Raw genomic sequence first — 22,293 nt, 5'->3', positions numbered from 1 at the left:
TCCCAGTGATGGACCGTCCGCTAGTTAGAAACCGGTCTTGTCGGCTTCTAGCCAAGCACCGGCGCTCACTACGCTCTCATGGTCGCAGCATTGACGATTCAGGCCTTTCCAAAACTCCAGTTCCTTCTGCTCATCACGGACGGCATTCTCGAGGGAAACTACGACATCTTCCATGGTGTGCCTCCAAGGATTAGATTAATATATCTATTCTGATAAATGTTTTTTTATGTTTGAGTCAAGTTGAGAATACCTCGCTCGGCTAAACAAAATCCTTTTCGATTTTTAGAAATAAGTTTTTAATATTTCGAAGAAACTACGAAGTTGAACGTATCTATTGTCTTTCGCAACAGGCATCTCGAACCTGCTACATGCTTGTGACGCTCATGGGGTGTTCTCATACGATTCTGTGTATCGCGGGCAATGTAGGAGTCATGCCAACGCTGGAACCTCAAGCAGTGCCGATACAGTGCAGAAAGTACTTCTTAAAATTCTCTTCAAGGGTCGCACAGTACGCGTCGGCCTGCGTCGAAGCGACGAGTCCCACAGATCCGAGTTCGTCGATGAGCGCCTCAGCACCCGACAGATCGAATCTTTCCTTGACCCGCCGTAGTGCATGGTTGCAGGCCGTGATGCCGTGCCCATGCATGAGTTCAAAGGGCGTCAGGTTATGACCCGCGAACACGAGGCGACGGGTATGGGGGCCGATCATCGGTTTTCCCTCTGCTGCTCTGTTTGGAATCTGCCCGAAACAAGAGCCATTGTCGAACACGGGTGCTAACCGAAACGCCTTTCGGTCGGTCAGGATTCCCCAGTTGCCGTTGTTCCTGTCGAAATTGTCGATTAGGAGGTCGATGACGAACATGTCCCAGAAACGCTCAACGGCCCCGCCCGCCGCGATCAACCAAGGGTGTTTGCCAACGATCTCGAGCGTGTCCCGCAGATCCCTACTCTTTGACGGTGCGTTGCAGCCCCCCCCTGTACTCAGATAGTCCTCTTTTAGAGTCGAAAAATCGACGAAATCCTCGCCCGGAAGCTGCATATGTCGACAAGCGACGACCACGAGTCCGTTCAGCGTGCCGAGTAACGTCTCATGGACAGGGACACCCAATGAGGCATAGATCTGGGATCCCAGATACTCGCGAACGACAATTCCGACATCGTTCTCAATCTCTGTCCCCGGCAGTGGGCAGGGCAGCTTGAGCATGTATGGCTCATCCTTGTAGATGATGCACTGCTTCCGGCTGGAGCGCCCACCGTATTGGAAGGGTATCGTGCGGCATCGGGAAAAATCAATCAGCATGTCGCTTTCTCCTGCAATCGATACGTATGATGTGCTATGCACGATGTGCTTGCTGCAAATTGTCGTAGTGCGCTCGCTCCCCATTCTCGTACATTCAAGGGGGCATAGCCCTTGGTCCTCGTCTTGGCCAGATAGCTGGCCCACTCCACGCATCTCTCGATGTCTCGTTGATAGCTGGCATCATGACGATCCAAATGGATAAAGTCAGGATGTGAGCGACCATCTCTGCTTCTGTTGCATCTCTGTAATAACCCAGGGTAGTTGATTCCCACTGCTCTCTGCCAAAGGGCATCAGCCTTTTTCATGTGGTTCCAGCTATGGCAAGTGACGTTGCCATTTAGGAGGAGCATCACGTGATAATGCTGATGCTTCTCTCTGGATTGCTCACGTACCCAGACGTATTGAAAGGCGATGCCTTCACGTGACAAATAGCGTGTAAAGCTATTAAGAAATTTGCTCAGATGGCTATTGTCATGAGGAGCTATGAAATCAATAGGGTAGTGCAGATCGAATCGTATAAAGAGGACTCTGCTAAACCGTGAAGCCATATATTCAATGCGATTCACAATCGCATCAATGATGTCTGTACGAATTGGTTTGTCTTCGTATGCCTGTACTGTATAGTTCCTGTATATATTTCGATCAGTGATAATCATTGCTGTGTCCTTGTTTATTAAATCAAGATGTCGTGTCGTAGTTTACATTAAGAAGGCTTGTCTTGATGATATTGGGCTTTTCTGCTCTTGTGTTAAGCTTGTATTGCATATAGCTTTATGTTTTATATTGTATTATATTTAGTTTATGTACTATGTTTTGTGTTGATATTAAATATACCTATTTTAGCATGATGTTGAGTATCTTGATGTGCTGCTGTTTGTGAATCAATTTGTCCATTCTGTGTGGTTGTTTATTTTTTTATTTTTGTCAGACTTATTTTATAATATAGTGGAATTGCTATGTTCATATTGTTTTGATTTGCAATGCATGAGAATACTGATGCAGAAATGTTTTAATGAAAAAATTATTCTTATTCATGATGTTTTTTTATGTTTGAGATTTTTTTCTATTGACATTACAATGTACATCATCATGGGATGTAAGTTTGTTAGTGTCGCAGACGGTGATACATTTGCTGTGCTGACAAAAAAATGATCAGATCCATATCAGGCTCTACGTAATTCACGATCCAAAAATCGTTCAAACATTTTGTGCGAAATCAAAACAGCTGGAGTAGCCCATTTGAACAGGACATCTCTGCCAACCGAAGAGGTAGTGCTAGATGTAGTACAGACATGTATCTAAAGAGAGTTCCCCTGTCGAGTCGACCAAGGTTCAACGTCGTCATTGGAACAGTGCCGAATAAATTCGATTCATTGAAGATTCGCCTCCATATGGAATGAGCTTTGCCTTCATGACGCTATATCCAAGTGTTTTGAACTCAAGGCATTCACAAACTACGGGGGTACCTCCAACCCTCCCGAGGAATGACCAAAGGCCATTCCTCGGGAGGAGCAAGCAGACAATTACAAGGAGATGCGCCAAAAGAAATCGCCCCATTAGCGCAGACCGCCCATACGCCCCCGCCGCCCTCCATGACATTCAGCAACAAGACCATCCCATACACAATCAACGATTCCGTATGCTGGTGATGACGGGCGGCCACATCGCTGACCGACCGACATAGGAAGCTCTATGATGGCACCCTTGCGCCACAACCAATCGATGGCCGCATTGGCTTCTTGCCTATGAACGCCGAACATCCTCTGCAAGTCACGAGATTGGAAACGCCTAAGCTTGCGGCGCATCGATGAACCCAAAACCTTGTTTGCAATTTTTTCACCACGCTCCGGGTAAATCAGCCTCAGTATTTCCTCGTAATGCTCATGAAAAGTATCAGCCAGTTGCACCGCAAACTGCATTACATTGGCGTTAATGCGATCTCTACCTTCTGGGCATTCAAACATGTGCAAAAACACGGCAATATGGAGAAGGTGTCTAGCAGCCTTCCCTCTCCACTCGCCCCAGACTGGGGCATATTCATCTTGCAGGCAGGTCACTCTCTCAATTTTATCTCGCCATAGATCCCATAGCCGTAACGCATCCGTATCCAGTTCCAGCACAATCTGCTCATTTGACGTTTCAACACGCTCAAGAATCGCCTGGATAATACCGGAGTACTCGACCTTAACCTCCTCGGGTACGGTACCTCCGACATCCTCCCCCGCCACTGGCGGCTCAATCACACCGAACAGAATGCGCCCGAGCAACCCGCGCCCCACGATATCCTTATTTCGTCCCAACTGGACAATCACAGGAGGCTGGACCATGACATTCAGCGCCAATACAGGGTGCTCAATGACGATAGAATCCTCACCGCTCTTCCTCGACTGGATGCGTTCACCGGAGAATGCTTTAAGCAGCGTGTCAACTATAGGACTCATTGGTTTGGCATTGACAATATGTCTAAAAAGACTTGCCTCACCTTCCATAACAGCAAGACGACCTCCCTGTTGACGCATGCACTCGATCAAAGACGCGTTTGTGCACTCATCAACAAAAATCTCCAATTCGTGTCCACTGGGCATGCAAGGAGCTTTTTCGCGAAGCTCTGCCATCTCCTGCACGCACTTTTCGATCTGTGCCTGGTCCTCAAGCTTGGCAATCTTCCGCTCCAACGCTGCCACGCGTTTCCTCAGCTGCGTTTGACGACTACGCTCAAGGCATAACCGTACCTTGTGGGTGTCGTTCCAATTTTTCTGAAAGTTTAGTAGCGGGGCTTTGAAAAACGCATTTACCGGCGATTTCCCTGCACCTGACTCCGCACAGAGCACGATAAAGGCGTTGGCTGGCTCTACCCAGTCAGCATTGACCCTGACCGAGACCTTCCCGCGCAGGGCGGAGTTGATTGCAGCTAGGCATGCTACTTCACACATATCCCTACGAACACCATAAGCACGCATGATCGCATTGGTGATACGCGAAAATGCTGTTAAACCAAACGGCCCAGGGAATTTACAATTCGATTCCATGCCGTCATCACATTGGGTTACATCACTCCATTGCATATTAATCTCCTACTACACAGATTTTTCGATATAAATGCTTAGCCAATCCAGAAACGTATCTCGCTCATAAAGAACCTTGCCCCTTACCCGATGAAACGGGGGGCCCAGCTTTTGCGAGTCAAGATTTGCTAAGGTGCCAACCGCAATAATCCCGCCCAACAACCTAGGAACCTCCTTTCTAACAAAACAGACCGGCAGTTCCTTCCGGAGTTTTTGAATAATTTGGCTAACCGACATACACACCTCCAAAGAAAGGATGCCGAGCGAGTTCACCCCGCTCGGCATCCTACCTACCCTCACTCCTGCGCAAAAATCTAAGGCACCTTTTTCATCATTTGCCGGTCCCACCTTTTATTGGCAGTACTTGATTGGTTTCGATACACTTTTTCGTGCTATTAAAAATTCTATCGAGTGTTTTCCGGATAGAAGGGTTATCTTTTTCAAATCGGTAAGGAATATTCAAACCAAGTTTATTTAAAGCAATATAGGCAGGTGTTCGTGTTGAAGAAGGGTTCTCCTGCAAATAGTCCCATAACCATAAACCTACGGCCCTGCCAACAGCGTGAGTTGGGCCCGCAGAGCCAACTACGAGCTTCTGAAAACTGGCATCAACAAGACTGCGCTCTCGCTCCGTAAGCGGCATCGAACGCTGCTTTTTTACATCGTACACAGCCCATACCAACTGTTCATGAAACTTCTCAATAGCGCTATCAATATCGAAGCTATTGTCATATATGTATGCTTTTAATTCAATATGGTACGAAGCAGTAGATCCTCTTATTAAAGTTTCAAAGTACCCTTTCTCACTACTCATTTTTTTCCGATATTCTTCCAAAATTTCTTTTTCAATTTCACCAAAATCATCATAAAAATTTAAATTTACTTTAACGCTGCTATCAGGAACAAAAGTACCGCTACTCTCTATACACAATGTAGGCGGAACATCCCATTTTTCGCATCCATCAGAACAATCTTTCAGTATTTTATAAGAGTTTAACTCACGCAACAAAAAGCTAGGTAGAAGATTATAAGATAACACTGCATCGCATATTTCATCAACTCCATATTTAATAGCATCATGACGATGTACAATATTACCAACTCTGATGATTGGCATGATAAACTTTTCTTCAACTTCTACAGGCCTACCAGTTCGTAAAGCCAGCACTTGCATGCAATAACAGTCTATAAAATCTTCTTTTTCTGTTTTACTACTGTTCCCTTCAGCGCAGAGATCCTCAAAAATACGCCCCACAGCCCTATATGCCGCCCTAATATCTTTAATTTTATTGATATTTTTTAATAAGAAATCTCTTTTCCTATATTCACCTCTCCAGAATGCAAGAAATTTGTCATACTCATACCCAACGCCACCATAAGAAATGTCCATAGCATCCTCTCACATTTAACATCGCTAAGGTAACAAGTAACACATCGCCTTTCATACCATTAGCCGCATGGCCAGCATTAAGCGCATCCCATGCAACAGATCTTCGCCCTGGGAAGATGTGTCTGAGTCTCAAACACGCTCTCCAGTTCCTCCGTACCTTTTTCCAGATCTTACAACTGCATTCAACACCCTTGGCACAACCCTACAACTCCATTCAACAATATTGATTCAGCTCTTCGTCGCGAGACCTCACTCAAGCCACTTCCACAGCCCTCCCTGGATAGGTTGTGACGCCTAAGATTCACTCAACATCACAGGGCGTCACGGACAAAGGTGGGAGAGATGTGGGAGAGATGTACACAAAACAAAAAAGCCAGTCGTGCATATCTGCATAACTGGCTCATTTTACTGGCGCGCCCGGGAGGATTCGAACCCCCGGCCAAGAGCTTAGAAGGCTCCTGCTCTGTCCGACTGAGCTACGGGCGCGTGACGAGAGGGGATTTTTCTAGCCGAGCCGGTGCCGCCGGTCAAGAGCGGCGGGCGGCGAGTACCCACAGGCGATCGCGGCATGCCTTTCATGCTGTCGCCGCGTGCGCGGGCCGCGTGGGTTGTCCGGATGCACCTGGACCGTGGGCGGCGGCCCTCCTTTCCTTCTCTCCCCGTCCTTTCCGCCTCCTGTCGGGCGCGTGCAATCCGCCCCACCGCTTGACGCACCCGGCCGGGCGTCCTACCGGAATGGATACGCCCGCGCGCGGCGTCCGGCTGTCGGACGTCCGCACGCACACTCCGGGGGCACCACCGCACCTTCGACAGGCACACGCATCATGACGCACGCACCCACGCCCACCAGCTTCGCCACCTACGACGACGTGCAGGCCCACCTGGACAGGCTGGGCATGTTCCACATGGACCTTGGCCTCGGCCGCATGGAGCGCGTGCTGGACGCGCTGGGCCTGGCCGCCCCGCCGTTCACGGTGGCGCAGGTGGTGGGCACCAACGGCAAGGGCTCCACGTCCACCTTTCTGGCGGCCATCGGCACGGTGCACGGGCTGCGCACCGGCCTGTACACCTCGCCGCACTTCGTCACCCCGCGCGAGCGCATCCGCATCGACGGGGCCATGCTGGCCTCCGATCTGTGGCCGGGCCTGGCCAACCGGATCATGGCGGCGGGCGGCGAGGCGCTGACCTATTTCGAATTCCTCACCGTGCTCGCCCTGCTGGCCTTCCGCGAGGCGGGCGTGCAACTGGCCGTGCTGGAGGCGGGCCTGGGCGGCGCGCACGACGCCACCACCGCCATCGCCGCCGACGTGGTCTGCGTGACGCCCATCGGCCTCGACCATCAGGCCGTGCTGGGCGCCACCATCGCCGCCATCGCCGCCGACAAGGCCGGGGCGCTGCGGCCGGGCGTGCCCGCCGTCACCGCGCCGCAGCCATCGGACGCCATGGCCGAACTGCGCACGGCCGCCGATGCCTGCGGCGCCCCCCTGCACGAGGCCGACGACGTGGCAAAGCTGCCCGCCAAGGCGGAACTGGGCCTCTCCGGGCCGCACCAGCGCGGCAACGCGCTGCTGGCCTTAGCCGCATGGACCACGCTGGCCGAGGCCAACGAATGGGAATCGCACGAGGACGCCGTGCGCCGGGGACTGGCCGAGGCGTGGATTCCCGGCCGCCTGCAATGGGTGGAACGGCCCGATGCCACCCGGACGGCAACGCAGCCCCCCCTTCCCGCACGCCTGGTCATCGACGGCGCGCACAACGCCCACGGGCTGGCCGCCCTGCGCGAGGCCCTGGCCGCCCAGTGCACGCGGCCCGCCGTGGTGATCTTCTCGTGCCTGGCCGACAAGGACCTTGTCGCCGTGGCCGAGGGGGTGCGGCGTCTGGCCGGGGATGCGCCCGTGCTGGTGCCCACCATCCAGGGCAACGCCCGCGCCGCGCGCGGCGAGGACCTGGCCGTCCTGCTGGGCTCCACCGCCCGCGCCGTGCCGGACATCGCCGCCGCCCTGCGCGAGGCCGCCGCCCTTGCCCCGCAAGGCCCCGTGCTGCTGTGCGGCTCCTTGTATTTGCTCGGCGAGTTCTTTACACTTCGGCCCGATTGTCTGGAATCGCGGGATGCTGGCGGTGCCTGCGAGGTGGCCGCCGCGTCCCCGGACACAGTTCCGGACGACGCCCCCGACGACGCCCTGGAAACGCCGCACGGCCAGCCGCCCTCCGGAAACTGACCGGCCCCGCCTCCGCCGTACCGCCAGCAAGGAGCCCCACGTGTCGAACCTGTTCCGGTCCCTGCCCTCCATGGACGCCCTGCTCACCGCCCTGGCACATCCGGAACGGACCGGGCCGGAAACGTCCGCAGCGCCGGACTTCACCGCACTGCCGCGCCCCCTGCTGCGCGACCTGACCAACGCCTTCCTCGACCAGTGCCGCGAGGCCATCCGGACCGGAGAAATCACCGACGCGGCCGCCCTCTCGACGGGCGCGCTGCTGCCCGCCCTCACCGCGCACGTGCTGCGCGCCGCGCGCCCCCATTTCCGCCGCGTGCTCAACGCCACGGGCGTGGTCATCCACACCAACCTCGGGCGCTCCCTGCTGGCGGAAGAAGCCACCGCCGCCGTGGCCGAAGCCTGCGCCAACTACTCCAACCTCGAATTCGACCTGACCACCGGCGAGCGCGGCAGCCGCTACTCCCACGTGGAAGAACTGCTGTGCAAGGTCACCGGGGCAGAGGCGGGCCTTGTGGTCAACAACAACGCCGCCGCCGTGCTGCTGGTGCTGGACACCCTGTGCAAGGGCGGCGAGGTGGTGGTTTCGCGCGGGCAACTGGTGGAGATCGGCGGCAGTTTCCGCATTCCCGAGGTCATGGAAAAGAGCGGCGCGGTGCTGCGCGAGGTGGGCGCCACCAACCGCACCCACCTGCGCGACTACGAGAACGCCATCACCGACCGCACCGTGGCCCTGCTGAAGGTGCACACCTCCAACTACCGCATCACCGGCTTCCACAAGGAAGTGCCCCTGGCGGAACTGGTGGCGCTGGGCCGGGCGCGCGACCTGCCGGTCATCGAAGACCTAGGCAGCGGCAGCTTTCTGGATTTCACCCCGTGGGGTCTGCCCGGCGAACCCACCGTGCGCGAGGTGGTGGCCGACGGGGCCGACGTGGTCAGCTTTTCGGGCGACAAGGTGCTGGGCGGCCCGCAGGCCGGGCTCATCGTGGGGCGGCGCGAGATCATCGCGCGCATCAAGCGCAACCCGCTCAACCGCGCCCTGCGCATCGACAAGATGACCCTGGCCGCGCTGGAAGCCACCCTGCGCCTGTACCTGGACCCGGAACTGGCCCGCCGCAAGGTGCCCACCCTGCGCATGATGACCGCCCCGGCCGACGAACTGGCCCGCCGGGCGCGCAAACTGGCCGCCCGGCTGCGCGCCGCGCTGGGCGATGCGGCCGTCATCGGCCTGGCCCCCGGCATGTCGCGGGTGGGCGGCGGCTCGTTTCCCGAGCGCGACCTGCCCACCACGCTGGTCAGCGTGGCCCCGGCGGGGTGTTCCGCCACCACGCTGAAGGAACGGCTGCTGGATGTCGCCCCGCCCGCCCTTCCGCTGGTCGGCAGGCTGGAGGACGACACCTTCCGGCTGGACCCGCGCACCCTGGACGACCCGGAATTTCCCCTGGTGGCCGCCGCGCTGGCGCAGGCGCTTGGTCTGCCCGGCTCACCGGATGCGGCGCGGCCCGCCGCCAGGCGCGGCAAACGCGCGCCGCGCGCCCACCGCACCCGCTAGAATCGGAGCCTACATGCAAAACGGCGAATTCAAGGAACTGGCCCGCAAGCGCATCCTGGTCACCGGGGGGGCGGGCTTCATCGGCTCGCACCTGTGCCGCCGCCTGCTGGACCGTGGCGCGGAAGTGCTGTGCGTGGACAACTTCTTCACCGGCTCGCGCGACCACGTGCAGGAAATGCAGGACCATCCGCGCTTCGAGCTGTTGCGCCACGACATCACCTTTCCGCTCTACGTCGAGGTGGACGAGATCTACAACCTGGCCTGCCCTGCATCGCCCATCCACTATCAGTTCGACCCGGTGCAGACCACCAAGACCTGCGTGCACGGGTCCATCAACATGCTGGGGCTGGCCAAGCGGGTCAAGGCGCGCATCCTGCAAGCGTCCACCAGCGAGGTGTACGGCGACCCGGAAACCCATCCCCAGACCGAGGACTACTGGGGCCGGGTGAACCCCATCGGCCCGCGCTCGTGCTACGACGAAGGCAAGCGCTGCGCCGAAACCCTGTTCAGCGACTACCACCGCCAGCACGGGGTGCCCATCCGCATCGCGCGCATCTTCAACACCTTCGGCCCGCGCATGCACCCCAACGACGGCCGGGTGGTCAGCAACTTCATCCTGCAAGCATTGCAGGACAAGCCCATCACCATCTACGGCGACGGCAGCCAGACCCGCTCGTTCTGCTACGTGGACGACATGGTGGACGGCCTGACCGCGCTGATGCACGCCCCGGACGACACCCACCTGCCGGTGAATCTCGGCAACCCGGAGGAACGCACCATCCTGAACCTTGCCGAGCTCATCATCGAATTCGTCAACTCGCGCTCCACCATCGACTTCCGCCCGCTGCCGCAGGACGACCCGCGCCGCCGCCGCCCGGACATCGCGCAGGCCCGGGAAAAGCTGGGCTGGGAGCCCAAGGTGAGCATGGAGGAGGGGTTGCGGAAGACCGTGGAGTATTTCGAGGGGTTGCTGAGGTCGCGGCGGGAGGAAGGAGCGGAGGTGTAACGTCATTACGTGAGGAAAAAAGAGAGGCCGCGCGCTCTTGGGCACGGCCTCTACGAAGACAGTTCTGCCTTTTTGAGCACTCTCGATTTCGTTATGCCTCCGGCGGGCAAGGGGCCATTAAGCGATGGCCCCTTGCATCCCCGCGCTCCGGGGGCTCCGCCCCCTGGTCCCCCGGCGCTCGCCGCGACGCATGTGCCGCCGTCAAAGCCCGGCGTCACACGCTTCTACGCGCATCACATTTCCTTTGAACCCCACATGGGTGCCCCGGCCCCACGGACACGGCGGCGCGCATCCGCAACGCCGGAGCTTCCGCCGTCGCAAAGCCTCCGGCGGCGATCTCCGGCTGCGGACGCGTATCGCCGCAGCAGGTAGCCCCAGCCCTTTTGGGGTGTCAGGTCGCGTGGCAAAGGTCCAGCCAAAGTGTACGCAAGCAAGAAGCCTCGAACGCCGGGAAGTCTAGCAGGGGGCACCGACAACGTCGCGTGCGTAGAAGCGTGTGACGCCGGGCTTTGGCGGCGGCACATGCGTCGCAACGGGGGCATGGGTAAAGGCGCCCAAGTGAAGTCGGGGCAACGGGAGATTCACGCGCATCGCGTTCCCGTCGGCAGATCGCCCGAAGGCGCCCTGCGCCGAAGGGAAGCTGCCGATGGAAAGAACGCGGCGCAAGATAACACGGGGTTCCAAGGGGCGGAGCCCCTGGAACGCGGGGGTGCAGGGGGCCATCGTTCAATGGCCCCCTGCCCGCCGGAGGCATAACGAAATCGAGCGGGAACAATAAAGCTGAACTGTCTTCGTAGAAGCCGTCCCCAACAAGGCACAACCTGCCCCGCTCTTCTCCCCCTCATCTTCGCGCTCCCGCGTCCCCACCCCACCCCCCCTGTTGCCCCCCGCCGCAAGAGATATTACCTAGTCCTTCGCCGCGTTGCACAACACCGCGCGCCACCCGCAAACCTTCGCGGCCCCACGCCGCACCACATACGGGCATCTTCCCCGAAAGGATCCCTCATGGACAAACTCGACTTCGAGACCACCAACTGCTGGGAAGCCTACGCCGGCGACGAGCATCAGGCCGCCATGCGCGAACTGGCCGACCGCTACGTGGACTTCCTGTCCCGCTGCAAGACCGAGCGCGAAACCGTGGACTACGTGGTCACGCGTCTGCGCGCGGCGGGCTACACCGAAAACTTCGCCCACGACAAAGTCTACCGGGTATTCAAGGGCAAGACCGTGTTCATCGCCCGCAAGGGCCGCGCCCCGCTGTCGCAGGGCCTGCGGCTCATCGGCGCGCACGCGGACACCCCCCGCCTCGACCTCAAGCAGCGCCCGTTGCAGGAACAGGCGGGCATCGGCCAGGCCAAGACCCACTATTACGGCGGCATCCGCAAGTACCAGTGGCTGGCCCGCCCGCTGGCCCTGCACGGCGTGGTGGTGAAGGAGAGCGGCGAATCGGTGCGCGTCACCCTGGGCGAGGATCCGGCCGAGCCGGTGTTCACCATCGCCGACCTGCTGCCCCATCTGGCCCAGAAGCAGGCCGGGCAGACCATCGCCGACGCCTTCGAGGGCGAAAAGCTGAACATCGTGCTGGGCCACCGGCCCATGCCCAAGCCCACGTCCGAAGCCGCGACGGAAGGAAACGGCGCGGACGCCTCCGCCGCCACCTCCGAAACTCCTCCCGACGCCCCGTCCGACGCCGCCAAGAAGGACGCCCCCAAGGATCCCATCAAGGCGCGCATGCTGGCCCTGCTCAACGAAAAGTACGGTATCCGCGAGGAAGACCTGTACTCCGCCGAGTTGCAGGCCGTGCCCGCCGGTCCCGCCCGCTACGTGGGGCTCGACGGTTCGCTCGTCGGCGGCTACGGGCAGGACGACCGCATCTGCGTGTTCGCCGCGCTGGAAGCCCTGCTGGCGGCGGAAAACCCGCAGCAGCCGCAGTGCGTGCTGTTCTGGGACAAGGAGGAGATCGGCTCGGAAGGCTCCACCGGGGCCAAGTCGCGCTTCTTCGAATACTGCATGGAAGACCTCATCGCCGCGTGGCAGCCCGCCGCCCGCTTCAGCGACGTGATGCTGGCCACCCGCGCCCTGTCCGCCGACGTGCACGCCGCCATGGACCCCGACTGGCAAGAACTGCACGAAAAGCTCAACGCCGCGGTCATCGGTCACGGCCCGTGCTTCTGCAAGTTCACCGGACACCGGGGCAAGTACGAGGCCAACGACGCCCACCCCGAATACGTGGGCTGGCTGCGCGGCGTGCTGAACGGCCGCAGGATTCCGTGGCAGATGGCGGAACTGGGCCGCGTGGACGGCGGGGGCGGCGGCACCGTGGCCATGTACCTTGCCGCCTACGGCATGGACATCATCGACTTCGGCCCGGCCGTGCTGTCCATGCACAGCCCGTTCGAACTGGCCAGCGTGGCCGACTTGTACGCCACCCGCCTGGCCTACACGGCGTTTCTGGAAAAGTAGCCGCCCGCGCGACGACGCTGTTCGCCCGGCGCGTTGGCGTCTTTCCCGCACCGCATCCGGCCACACTATATCCGGCCGCACCATACCCGGCCGCACCATCCCCATCCGAACCAGCACCGCGCCCCTCGGCGCCACAGCCCAAGGAGACCGCCATGCTCGACTTCACCTTTCACATGCCCACCCGCATCGTCTTCGGCGCGGGCAGGCTGGCCGAGCTTGGCCGCACCCGCCTGCCAGGCCGCAAGGCGCTGGTGGTGGTCAGCGCGGGCGGCTCCATGCGCCGCACCGGGCACCTGGACAAGGTGCTGGCCCTGCTGGCGCAAAACGGCTGCGCCACCGTAGTCTTCGACAAGATCCAGCCCAACCCCGTGCTGGTCCACGTGGACGAGGGCGCGGCGCTGGCCCGCGCCGAAGGTTGCGACTTCGTGCTGGGTCTTGGCGGGGGCAGCAGCATCGATTCCGCCAAGGCCATCGCCCTGGCCGCCGCCAACCCCGGCTCGTACTGGGACTACATCCAGAGCGGCACCGGCGGGCGCAAGCGGCCGGAGCGCCCGGCCCTGCCCGTGGTGGCCATCCCCACCACGGCGGGCACCGGCACCGAGGCCGACCCGTGGACGGTCATCACCCGCGAGGACACCAACGAAAAGACCGGCTGGGGCGACGATTCCACCTACCCCGCGCTGTCCATCGTGGACCCCATGCTGATGGTCAGCGTGCCCCCGGCGGTGACGGCCATGACCGGCATGGACGCCTTCTTCCACGCGGCCGAGGCGTATCTTTCCACGGCGCGCCAGCCGTCCAGCGACCTGCTGGCGCTGGAGGCGGTCAGCCTGATCACCCAGTTCCTGCCGCAGGCGGTGAAGGACGGCAGTTCGGTGCAGGTGCGCACCATGCTGGCGTGGGCGTCCACGGCGGCCGGGCTGTGCGAATCGCTGTCGTCGTGCATCTCGCACCACTCGCTGGAGCACGCCCTGTCGGCCCACCACCCGGCGCTGCCGCACGGCGCGGGGCTGGTGATGCTGTCCCTGCCCTACTTCGAGGTGATGGCCCGCTTCCAGCCCAAGCGCTGCGCGGACCTGGCCGTGACCATGGGCGAGGACATCGAGGGCATGGACCTGCGCGCGCAGGGACTGGCCCTGGTCACCGCCCTGCGCAAGCTCATCGCCGCCGTGGGGCTGGACGGCCTGAAGATGTCCGACTACGGGGTGACTCGCGACGAGATTCCCGCCCTGGCCCGCAACGCCCGCGAAACCATGGGCGGGCTGTTCGCCGTCACCCCGGTGGACCTGCGCGAGGACGCGGTGATCGCCATCTTCGAGAAGGCGTACCGGTAGCGGACCCCGGCATGCGACAGCCCCTTGAAAACGTGCGCTACTGGCGCAGCGACGACCTGGACGGTCTGGAGACCAACCGGGTGCTCCGCAGCGCGCACACCTTCCCCAAGCACACCCACGACCAGTACGCCGTGGGCCTGATGGAGGAAGGCGCCAACTACTGCCACGGCCGTTCCCGGCGCGGTTCCGTGGTGGTGGGCGGGCAGGTCTGCCTGTTCAACCCCGGCGAGGTGCACAGCGGCGAACCGGAACGCGGCGTGCCCGCCACCTACCGCATGTTCTACGCGGACCCGCGCTGGCTGCGCCGCATGGCCGCGGAACTGGGCGGCCGCGACGCGGGCCCGCCCGACTTCCGCAGGCTCATCGTGCCCGACGCCGACGTGCTGCGCGCCTTTCTGCGCCTCAGCGACCTGGTGGCCGACGGAGCGGAACTGCTGGCCCGCCAGTCGGCCATGGTGGGCGCCTTCTCGCTGGTGCTGGCCCGCCACGGCGGGGTGCGGCCGGAAACCGTCACCACCCGCGACGGCAACGCGGCCGTGCGCCGGGTGCGCGCCTACCTTGCCGAACGGCTGGCCCACAAGGTTACCCTGGAAGACCTGGCCGAGGCCACGGGCCTCAGCCGGTTCCACATGCTGCGGGTGTTCCGCGACGCCACGGGCATGACCCCGCACGCCTACCACACCCAGTTGCGCGTGGACCGCGCCAAGCTGCTGCTGCGCCGGGGCTGGGCCATGGCCGACGCGGCGCAGGAGACCGGCTTCGTGGACCAGAGCCATTTCGCCAACACCTTCCGCCGCTACGTGGGGGCCACGCCGGGGCAGTACCTGTCGCGCTGAGACGCGTGCCCCGGCGCGCAAGGCCCGTGGGCGCACCTGCCGCGCGCACGCCCCTCTCCGGCGGCCTCGCGCCCTCGCTTCGCCGCCCCCCGCACCGCCACCGCAATTTCCTGCAAAAACTCCGTGCAAGACGCACCGCCCCGCAACGCGGTACATCCGGCGCATACCATACCACACGGAGACGCCTTCCATGTCCGATTCCGCATCCTGCGCCCCCTGTTCTGCCGACGCTGCCGACATCGCCGATGCCGCGAACCGTTCCGGCAACGCCCCCGCCCGTCCCTCCCTGCTGCTGCCCGGTCTGGCGGCCCTGGGTGCGGTGACCCTGTGGGGCCTGTCCTTTCCGGCCATGAAGGTGGCCGTGCAGGCCCTTGGCCCCATGCCGCTGATGTGGGCGCGCATGATGGTGGCCATGGCGCTGCTGGCCCCGTTCACCGCCCGGCTGTTCCCCGCCCGCACCGTGGCCGTGGTCCCTTCCGGCACGCTGGCGCGGCGCGGGTTCTGGAGCGGCGTGCCCCGCCGGCACAAGCTGCTGCTCCTGCCCACGGTGCTGTTGCAGCCCTGCCTGTACTTTCTGTTCGAATCCAAGGCCATGCAGCTTACCACGGCCTCGCAGGCCGGGGTCATTTCCGCCTCGGTGCCGCTGCTGGTGGGCGCGGGCGCGTGGCTGCTGCTGGGCGAGCGGCCTTCGCCCCGGCTGTGGGTGGGAGTGGCGTTCTCGTGCGCCGGGGTGGCCTGGCTGACCCTGTCCGGCGGCGCGGGCACCGAATCCGCGCCCGACCCGCTCTTGGGCAACATGCTGGAACTCCTGGCCATGGCCTGCGCGGCGGGCAACATGCTGCTGGTGCGCAGGCTGTCCGCGCATGGGGGACACCAAGGAGGGGAATGCGGCGGCTTTCGCTGGAATCCGTGGACCCTGACGGCATTGCAGACCGTGGCCGGGGCGCTGTTCTTCGCGCCGGGCGCATACGCCGCGCTCACCGGCGCCGGACAATGGCCCGTCGACGTGGTGCTGGCCGTGGTCTACCTGGGCGCGGGGGCCTCGCTGGGCGCCTTCGGCCTGTTCAACTGGGCCACCAGCCACCTGCCCGCCAGCAGCGTGGGGGCGTTCATCAACCTGGTGCCGGTGACCGCCGTGGGGTTCGGCTGGCTGTGGCTGGGCGAAACCCTGAACGCCACCCAGATGCTGGCCGCCGCCGTGGTCATGGTGGGCGTGGCGCTGGGCACCGGCCGCCGCCGGTAGCGAGGCTGCCGGGCGGCCTGCTACTCGTAGGGAACGATCTCCCGCCGCGCCGTCCACGAGCAGGGCGGGCGGATGCCGTGGGCGCGCACCCGGTCCAGCACTGCGGCGGGCGGACCGAACAGCGCCTGCCGCCCCCCATCCAGCACCAGCATCAGGTCGGCCATGTCCACCACCGGCTCCAGTTCGTGCACCGAAACTACCTGGGTCAGCCCGGCGGCCCGGTTGCGGGCCAGGATGTCGCGCAGTTCCAGCGCGGCCGGGTGGTCCAGCCCGCTGAACGGCTCGTCCAGCAAGAGCAGGCCCGGCGCGGCAAGCAGCGCGGCGGCAAGGCACAACTTGCGTTTCTGCCCGTAGGACAGGGTGTGCACCGGGCTGTCCCAGTGCGCGGCAAGGCCGAACCGTCCCGCCGCCTCGCGCGCGGCGGCCAGGGCGACCGCGCCGTCAGGGGTGTGCGCGGGCGGCGCGGTGAGCAGCAGGTCTTCCGCCACCGTGGCCCCCAGCATCTGCATGTCCGCGTCCTGCAGGACCAGCGCGGCGTGGCGGCGCAGGGCGGCCTCCGCGCCGGGGCAGTGCAGGACGGCCTCCGCGCCGGGGGAGTGAGGAACGGCCACGTCCAGCGTACCCGCATCCGCCCGCAGCAGCCCGGCCAGCAGTTGCAGCAGGGTGGACTTGCCGCTGCCGTTGACCCCGCACAGGCACAGCAGCGCGCCGGGGGGCACGGCGAAGTCCGCGCCGTCCAGCGCGGGCGGCGTTCCGGCCGGGGTGCCGGGATGGGTGTAGCGCAGACCCCTGGCGACGATCATCGAGGCAGCAGCCTTCGCGCGGCCAGGAACCGCCAAGCGGCCACGGCCAGCGCCACCTTCACCACGTCGCCGGGCAGAAAGGGCAGCACGCCCACGGCCACGGCGTACGCCACGTCGATGTCCAGCACCTGCATCAGCCGGGCCGCGCCCGCCAGATAGGCCACGGCCAGCCCGGCAAGGCAGCAGCACAGGGCCAGCGCGACGCGGGGCAACCCGATCACACCGTCCCGCGCTTCACGTCCGCGCAGCCCACCTAGTCCCCCCAGCCCGCCGAAACCCGCGATGAACGCCATGCACGCGAACCCGAACAGGTACCCCCCGGTGGGACCCAGCAGGTGGGCGAACCCGGCCTTGCCGCCGGAAAACACCGGCAGCCCCATCACCCCGGCCAGCACGTACAGCAGCATGGCCCCGGCACCGCGCACGGGGCCGAGCACCAGACCGGCCAGGGCCACGAACAGGGTCTGCAAGGTCACCGGCACCGGCCCCACGGGCAGCATGACCATGGCCCCCACGGCGATGAGCGCGGCCATCAGGGCCGTCCAGACAAGGCGGTGCAGGCCCGCCAGCGGGGCATCGTGCATGTGGCTCCCGTCCGCGCGTCCGCGCGGGGTTGTGGTTCGCGCCCGAACATAGGGCCACGGCCCGCGCCGGTCAACGAGGAGGCCCGGCAGCGACCTTGGTCCGCATCCGGCCGCCCCTCCCCCAACCCGCGCCCGCGCTCCATGCCGAGGCTGGACGGGGGCGCACGACCCTGCTATCCGAAACACCCATGTCCGCCCCCGCCACACCCCCCTCCGCGCCCTGCCGCCCCGGCACGTACGCTCCCGTCGTGGAGGTGCACGCCTGCGGCCGCGCCTGGACGCTGGAGCGCCACGCCGACCTTGAATCGCTGTGGGAAGAACTGGCCGCCTGCGACGGCCCAAACCCCGTGGCGGGTTCCACCGGCACGGCGGACGCGGCCCGCGCCGCCTTCGTGGACGACGAACGGCTGCCCTACTGGACCGAGTTGTGGCCCGCCAGCCTTGCCCTGGCGGAATGGCTGGCCGAAAACCGCGCCGCGCTGCACGGCCGCCGCTGCCTGGACCTGGGCTGCGGGCTGGGTCTCACGGCCATCGTCGGGCAATGGCTGGGCGCGCGGGTCATCGGCATGGACTACGAGGAGGCGGCCCTGCGCTTCGCCCGGCTGAACGCCGCGCGCAACGGGGTGGCGCAGCCCCTGTGGACGGTGATGGACTGGCGCGTGCCCGCCGTGGCCCCCCGTTCGCTGGACGCGGTCTGGGCGGGCGACATCATGTACGAGCGCCGGTTCGTAACACCGGTCAGCGAATTTCTGGATCATTCCGTGGCACGGGACGGGGTGGTCTGGGTGGCGGAACCGGGCAGAAACGTGTACGCTACGTTCCGCGAAACTCTGGAGGCCCATGGCTGGACCACGCGCTGCGCCCGCACCATGCAGGTGGACGCGCTGTACCGGCAGGCCGAACGTGTTACCGTATACTTGTGGGAGATGCGCCCCCCGCACGCCTAGAGGGTACCGCCACGAGTGTCCTTTTGCCTTCTGCCGTACCGACCCGAAGGGCGCGAAGCGTGCCCGTTGGCGAGTCCGCGAGCCGTACGGGCATCGAGAGCAGAGCTGTCAGAATGATTTTTTATTCCAGTCAAATACCATCAGAGTATATTCCTTCCATAAAAAATCATTCTTCCTTGGCAGAGAACAAAAATCCTACTCGTGACGGCACCCTCTGAAAGACATTTTTCGGATATCCCCGCCTCCAGGCCGACCGTTCCAGCGAAGGACACCGCCACCGCAACCACAGGAGCCGTTATGGGCCGCACCATCCGCTTCGGCGTCTCCCTCGATTCCGACCTGCTCGAAAAGTTCGATGCCCTGTGCGACGACCGCTGCTACCAGACCCGGTCCGAAGCCATCCGCGACCTGATCCGCAACACCCTGGTCCAGCAGGAATGGGAAGACACGGACCGCGAGATCGCGGGCACCCTGACCATCGTGTACGACCACCACAAGAGCGATCTGGCCCAGCGGCTGACCGAAATCCAGCACGACCACCACGGCATCATCATCACCTCGCTGCACGTGCACCTGGACCACCACAACTGCCTTGAAGTGCTGGTGCTGAAGGGTCCCGGCGCCGACGTGCGCACCCTGTCCCAACGGCTCATCTCCACCAAGGGCGTGAAGCACGGCAAGCTTTCGCTCACCACTACCGGTCAGGATCTGACGTAAGGATTTTTCAGGCATCACATGGAAGACGTACAGAACAGCCCGGCGCAGGTGGCCATGCCCATCGACCGCGTGGGCGTGAAGAACCTGAAGCTGCCCCTGGTGGTCAGCGACCGCGCGCAGGGCCGCCAGCATACCGTGGCCACCGTGGACATCGGCGTGGACCTGCCCGCCGAGTTCAAGGGCACCCACATGAGCCGCTTCGTCGAAGCGCTGGAGAACTGGTCCGAGGAATTGGACTACAACTCCATGAAGCGCCTGCTCGAAGACGTGAAGGAACGGCTGCACGCCCGCAAGGCGTACGCGCTGTTCCGCTTTCCCTACTTCGTGCGCAAGGGCGCGCCCGCCACGGCCAGTTCGGGCCTGGTGTGGTACGAATGCCGCCTGACCGGCGAGATGGGCGACGGCAAGCCCTCGTTCCTGCTGGAACTGGAAGTGCCGGTGATGACCGTGTGCCCGTGCTCCAAGGCCATCAGCGACGAGGGGGCGCACAGCCAGCGCGCCGTGGTGCGCATGTCCATCCGCATGACCGGGTTCAGCTGGATGGAGGAGTTCATCGAACTGGCCGAGGCGGCCGGGTCGTCGCCGGTGTACACCCTGCTCAAGCGCGAGGACGAGAAGTACGTCACCGAGGACGCCTTCGCCCATCCCACCTTTGTGGAGGACGTGGTGCGCGCTGCGGCCCAGCGCCTGGAAGGCCACCCGCACGTGGCCTGGTTCCGGGTGGAGGTGGAGAGCTTCGAATCCATCCACTGCCACAACGCCTTCGCCAGCATCGAGCGAGAGGTGCGCAAGGGGTAGCCGCGCTACCCGCACCCCCTCCCCCGTGACAGGCGAGGCCATCGGCATTATTCTCTCCCGCAGGGGGCAGGAGCGATCAGGGGGGTACCGCCACCGCGCGACCGCACGGGAGACACGCCATGATCGACGGATTCGGCACGCCGCTCAGCGCACTGGACGCCTTCGGAACGTCCATGGCCGTCACGGCCAACAACGTGGCGAACATGAACACGGACGAATTCCGCGCCTCCGACGTGCGCCTGCAAACCGGCCCTGCCGGTCAGGACGGCCGGGAACAGGGCGTGGAGGTGGCGGAAATCCGCCAAAGCTCCACCCACGGCCCGGTACGCCTCGACCTGCGCCGCATCCTGCACGAGGACGGCTCCGTCTCGGTGGAGACCAGCGCCATAGAGGGCAGCAACACCGACGTGGCCAACGAGATGGTGGACATGCTCACGGACCAGCGCGCCTTCGAGGCCAATGCCGCCGTGGTGCGCGCGCGGGACGAGATGACGGGGATACTGGTGGACAGGTTCGTCTAGGGGCTGTTTCCTCACGCGCACAGGTCTTGCACGGGAACTCCACCGTGCTTAGCTGAAAAGAGAGGGAACGGGAGAAGGGAAGGCCGACCGAAACCGAGGGGCATCGCCCCGCAATCCACCGGCGCTTGCGCCGGGCAGAGCCAGGGCAACATGCGCGCCGCGCACCCGGAAGGGTACGCGGTGCGCTTCTTTTCTCTTCCGCTCTCCCGTTCCGCCCGCCGCTACAGAAGTTCCAGATGCCGCAGCAGCACCACGAAGCCGAACAGCGTCAGCGCGGAGAGCATGGTGCTCACCACGATGGCCCGCGAGGTGTCGCGCGCGCCCGCGCCGTAGCTTTCCGCCACCACGTAGGCCACCGCCGCCGTGGGCATGGCCGCGAACAGCACGCCCATGCCCAGCCAGTGCCCGCGCACCCCGAACGCCCACAGGCACAGCCAGGTCAGCGCCGGATGGGCGAACAGCTTCACCGCGTTGACCACCACCTGCCGGGCCAGCGGCGAAAGGGCCTCCGGGTCGCATTCGCCGGTACCGCCCCCGCCAATCCCACCGCTCTCGGGCGGGCACCCCGCGCCCTCGGCGGTCAGTTGCGCGGCCAGCACCATGCCGATGCCGAACAGCGCGCACGGCGAGGCCGTGGCCCCCAGCATGGCGGCCATGGCAGCCACCGGCCGGGCCAGTCCCAGGCCGGAAAGGCTCACCGCCACCCCGGCCACCGAGGCCAGCAGGATGGGGTTGCGCCCAAGGGCCGCCGACACCTCGCGCAGCACCCGCCACGACAGGCCGCCGCCCTTGCGGATGGCCTCCAGCCGGGCCATGGTCACCAGCAGCACCGCAAGGCACAGCACCGAGACCATGCCCCCGGCCAGCACCGCGTCGTCGTTGCCGGGCAGCAGGGACACCACGATGGGCAGCCCCAGGAAGGCGCTGTTGGGAAAGCTGCCCGCCTGGGCCAGCACGGCGATGTCCGGGCCGTTGCGCCGCCCCCCGCGCGAACACAGCAGGTAGCCCAGGGCAAAGGCCAGCAGCATGCCCGCCACGGTGCCCGCGGCGAAGCCGCCGCGCGCCAGTTCTTCCGGCGTCTTGCGGGCCACGGCGTAAAACAGCAGCGCGGGCAGCGATACCCGGAACACGAACTGGTTCAGGGCGGCCGGGGTGCCCCTGGGCAGGCTGCCCAACCGTTCCACGAACATGCCCAGCACGATGATGCCGAACACCGGGACCAGGGCGGAAAGGATGTCGAGCACGGGAAACTCCCCGGCGGGCGCGCGGCCGCCAGACGTTGGCCGGTACGGCTGTGGATGATGGCGTGAACCCCGAACATACGACCGCGCGGCGGCGTGGGCAAGGCACGCACCTGCCGGATACCGTCCAGCCCCATGCCGCCCCGCCGGGCGCCACGCTCCGGCACGCGCCGCCTTCCGCCCTTGTTTCCGTGCGTGCGCACGCGCACGCGCCGCCGCGCCCGCGTGGCGGCGGGGTGGCGGGATGGCGCTCCTCCCCCGGCCCGGCACGCGGAAT

19 protein-coding genes and 1 tRNA gene are annotated in these 22,293 nt (G+C 63.5%); 11 read left to right on the top strand and 9 right to left on the bottom strand.

Annotated elements, in window-relative coordinates; all coding sequences use genetic code 11:
- Window positions 1–24 precede the first annotated feature (24 nt).
- From V6B97_RS07885 to V6B97_RS07860, 6 genes are all read right to left on the bottom strand, one after another.
- Window positions 25–174, bottom strand: a complete 150-nt coding sequence (locus V6B97_RS07885) for a hypothetical protein (protein WP_333505953.1) — start codon at window positions 172–174, stop codon at window positions 25–27.
- A gap of 274 nt (window positions 175–448) precedes the next feature.
- Window positions 449–1,300 carry a hypothetical protein gene (locus V6B97_RS07880; protein ID WP_333505952.1) on the bottom strand — a complete coding sequence of 284 codons (852 nt, stop codon included), beginning with the start codon at window positions 1,298–1,300 and terminating at the stop codon, window positions 449–451.
- On the bottom strand, window positions 1,294–1,956 hold the full coding sequence (locus V6B97_RS07875) for a YagK/YfjJ domain-containing protein (RefSeq protein ID WP_333505951.1): 663 nt from the start codon (window positions 1,954–1,956) through the stop codon (window positions 1,294–1,296). Before V6B97_RS07875 ends, V6B97_RS07880 begins: the two co-directional genes overlap by 7 nt.
- A 900-nt stretch (window positions 1,957–2,856) precedes the next feature.
- Window positions 2,857–4,365, bottom strand: a complete 1,509-nt coding sequence (locus V6B97_RS07870) for a DUF3987 domain-containing protein (protein WP_333505950.1) — start codon at window positions 4,363–4,365, stop codon at window positions 2,857–2,859.
- A gap of 331 nt (window positions 4,366–4,696) precedes the next feature.
- On the bottom strand, window positions 4,697–5,755 hold the full coding sequence (locus V6B97_RS07865; protein ID WP_333505949.1) for a hypothetical protein: 1,059 nt from the start codon (window positions 5,753–5,755) through the stop codon (window positions 4,697–4,699).
- A 409-nt stretch (window positions 5,756–6,164) separates the two neighbouring features.
- A tRNA-Arg gene (locus V6B97_RS07860) sits at window positions 6,165–6,241 on the bottom strand.
- A 338-nt stretch (window positions 6,242–6,579) separates the two neighbouring features.
- On the opposite strand from V6B97_RS07860, the gene V6B97_RS07855 reads away from it, so the two are divergent.
- The 7 genes from V6B97_RS07855 to V6B97_RS07825 all read left to right on the top strand — a co-directional run bounded on the left by V6B97_RS07855 (window position 6,580) and on the right by V6B97_RS07825 (window position 16,405).
- Window positions 6,580–7,974: a bifunctional folylpolyglutamate synthase/dihydrofolate synthase gene (locus V6B97_RS07855; protein WP_333505948.1), complete on the top strand. Its 1,395-nt coding sequence runs from the start codon at window positions 6,580–6,582 to the stop codon at window positions 7,972–7,974.
- Window positions 7,975–8,014: 40 nt separating this feature from the next.
- A complete protein-coding gene (gene selA / locus V6B97_RS07850) occupies window positions 8,015–9,523 on the top strand; it encodes an L-seryl-tRNA(Sec) selenium transferase (RefSeq protein ID WP_333505947.1) in 1,509 nt (502 codons plus the stop codon).
- A 13-nt stretch (window positions 9,524–9,536) separates the two neighbouring features.
- Entirely contained in the window at window positions 9,537–10,529 is a 993-nt protein-coding gene (locus V6B97_RS07845; protein ID WP_333505946.1) for a UDP-glucuronic acid decarboxylase family protein, read from the top strand.
- 1,005 nt (window positions 10,530–11,534) lie between these two features.
- Entirely contained in the window at window positions 11,535–12,992 is a 1,458-nt protein-coding gene (locus tag V6B97_RS07840) for an aminopeptidase (protein ID WP_333505945.1), read from the top strand.
- 152 nt (window positions 12,993–13,144) lie between these two features.
- On the top strand, window positions 13,145–14,326 hold the full coding sequence (locus tag V6B97_RS07835) for an iron-containing alcohol dehydrogenase (protein ID WP_333505944.1): 1,182 nt from the start codon (window positions 13,145–13,147) through the stop codon (window positions 14,324–14,326).
- An 11-nt stretch (window positions 14,327–14,337) separates the two neighbouring features.
- Complete coding sequence (locus V6B97_RS07830; protein ID WP_333505943.1) at window positions 14,338–15,162, top strand: AraC family transcriptional regulator; 825 nt, start codon at window positions 14,338–14,340, stop codon at window positions 15,160–15,162.
- Between the two features lie 190 nt (window positions 15,163–15,352).
- Window positions 15,353–16,405: a DMT family transporter gene (locus V6B97_RS07825; protein WP_333505942.1), complete on the top strand. Its 1,053-nt coding sequence runs from the start codon at window positions 15,353–15,355 to the stop codon at window positions 16,403–16,405.
- A 20-nt stretch (window positions 16,406–16,425) separates the two neighbouring features.
- Here the strand turns inward: V6B97_RS07825 and V6B97_RS07820 are convergent, their stop codons facing one another.
- Complete coding sequence (locus tag V6B97_RS07820) at window positions 16,426–17,208, bottom strand: ATP-binding cassette domain-containing protein (protein ID WP_333505941.1); 783 nt, start codon at window positions 17,206–17,208, stop codon at window positions 16,426–16,428.
- The gene (locus V6B97_RS07815) at window positions 17,205–17,792 is read right to left on the bottom strand and encodes a biotin transporter BioY (RefSeq protein WP_333505940.1); all 588 of its coding nucleotides are present in this window, start codon (window positions 17,790–17,792) and stop codon (window positions 17,205–17,207) included. The genes V6B97_RS07820 and V6B97_RS07815 overlap by 4 nt, the downstream gene beginning before the upstream one ends.
- A 188-nt stretch (window positions 17,793–17,980) precedes the next feature.
- Here V6B97_RS07815 and V6B97_RS07810 point away from each other — a divergent pair, with 188 nt between their 5' ends.
- From V6B97_RS07810 to V6B97_RS07795, 4 genes are all read left to right on the top strand, one after another.
- On the top strand, window positions 17,981–18,739 hold the full coding sequence (locus V6B97_RS07810) for a class I SAM-dependent methyltransferase (protein ID WP_333505939.1): 759 nt from the start codon (window positions 17,981–17,983) through the stop codon (window positions 18,737–18,739).
- A gap of 297 nt (window positions 18,740–19,036) precedes the next feature.
- Window positions 19,037–19,456 carry a nickel-responsive transcriptional regulator NikR gene (gene nikR, locus V6B97_RS07805; protein WP_012612453.1) on the top strand — a complete coding sequence of 140 codons (420 nt, stop codon included), beginning with the start codon at window positions 19,037–19,039 and terminating at the stop codon, window positions 19,454–19,456.
- Between the two features lie 18 nt (window positions 19,457–19,474).
- On the top strand, window positions 19,475–20,254 hold the full coding sequence (folE2, locus tag V6B97_RS07800) for a GTP cyclohydrolase FolE2 (RefSeq protein ID WP_333505938.1): 780 nt from the start codon (window positions 19,475–19,477) through the stop codon (window positions 20,252–20,254).
- A gap of 119 nt (window positions 20,255–20,373) precedes the next feature.
- A complete protein-coding gene (locus V6B97_RS07795) occupies window positions 20,374–20,775 on the top strand; it encodes a flagellar basal body rod protein FlgC (RefSeq protein ID WP_333505937.1) in 402 nt (133 codons plus the stop codon).
- Between the two features lie 221 nt (window positions 20,776–20,996).
- Here V6B97_RS07795 and V6B97_RS07790 read toward each other — a convergent pair whose 3' ends face one another.
- A complete protein-coding gene (locus V6B97_RS07790; protein WP_333505936.1) occupies window positions 20,997–22,019 on the bottom strand; it encodes an AEC family transporter in 1,023 nt (340 codons plus the stop codon).
- Window positions 22,020–22,293 lie beyond the last annotated feature (274 nt).

The organism is Nitratidesulfovibrio sp. 1201_IL3209 (assembly GCF_036763125.1).
Taxonomy (GTDB): domain Bacteria; phylum Desulfobacterota; class Desulfovibrionia; order Desulfovibrionales; family Desulfovibrionaceae; genus Cupidesulfovibrio.
This window is presented reverse-complemented; position numbering and strand designations above follow the sequence as displayed.